Source organism: Streptomyces tricolor (genome assembly GCF_002155905.1).
Taxonomy (GTDB): Bacteria; Actinomycetota; Actinomycetes; order Streptomycetales; family Streptomycetaceae; genus Streptomyces; species Streptomyces tricolor.
In genome coordinates, this window is record NZ_MUMF01000864.1 from 1 (window position 1) to 832 (window position 832).

General features: G+C 71.0%; 2 protein-coding genes. One reads left to right on the top strand and one right to left on the bottom strand.

What is annotated here, in order from left to right; genetic code table 11:
* The first annotated feature begins 102 nt into the window (after positions 1-102).
* On the top strand, positions 103-585 hold the full coding sequence (locus CCN44_RS40895; protein ID WP_086704267.1) for a hypothetical protein: 483 nt from the start codon (positions 103-105) through the stop codon (positions 583-585).
* 13 nt (positions 586-598) lie between these two features.
* Here the strand turns inward: CCN44_RS40895 and CCN44_RS44790 are convergent.
* Positions 599-832: hypothetical protein (locus CCN44_RS44790; RefSeq protein ID WP_158103223.1), on the bottom strand; the 234-nt coding region annotated here is incomplete at its 5' end.

An 832-nucleotide genomic window follows, 5' to 3' on the forward strand; every position in this document is an offset into this window, starting at 1 on the left:
CCCGGACTCTTCGGCGTCAGTGGCGGCTGTCGTCGTCATGGGGGGCACGGTACGGCATCGCCCGCGGCGGGCTCACGGGGATTTACCGGCCATGATCAACCCATGAACATCCGCCGAGCGCCGCTCACCTCTGTCGTCGTGCTGGGTCTACTGTCCCCTCTGGCCGCCTGCTCCTCCGCGTCCACCGCCGTCGAGGCGTGCATGGCGAAGCAGGCCGTCTCCGTGACCTCGGGGGAAGTGGAAGGCACCTACGTGGGCGAGGACGACGCCGAGGGCGTGAAGGTCACCCTCAAGGCGTCGGACACCCGCACCGGCGGGACCGTCACCGTCCACCACTGGCCGACCGGCGACTGGTACGAGAGCGAACTCGGCGAGACGTTCGACGGATCGGGCACCTGGGACGTGGAGGGAGGTACGAGGCCGGGAGACCACGCGCGGGTCCACCTCTCCTTCACCGAACCGGAACTCTTCCTCCGCGGCTACACCCTCGACATGCTGTCGATCGCCACGAATGCCGAGCGTACGTACCTCTACGAGGACGACGACCCCGACGTGTGCCCGGCGTTCCGCCTGCGGCTCACTTGACGGTGTGCGGCCCTCAGCCGGTGTGAACCCACGTCAGGAGGGCGAGGCAGGCCGGCAGCGGGCAGGCGAGGGCGCCGGTCAGGAGGAGGCGGGCGGGCGGGGTGAGGCGGCGGATGCCGGGGGCGAAGGCCAGGGCCGTCAGGGCGGCGGCGCAACCGAGGACGGTCAGCGCGTACGGCAGGACGGCGTCCGCGACCTCCGCCCAGGACATGCCGTTCGCAAGGCCCCACAGCGCCGCCATGCCCAC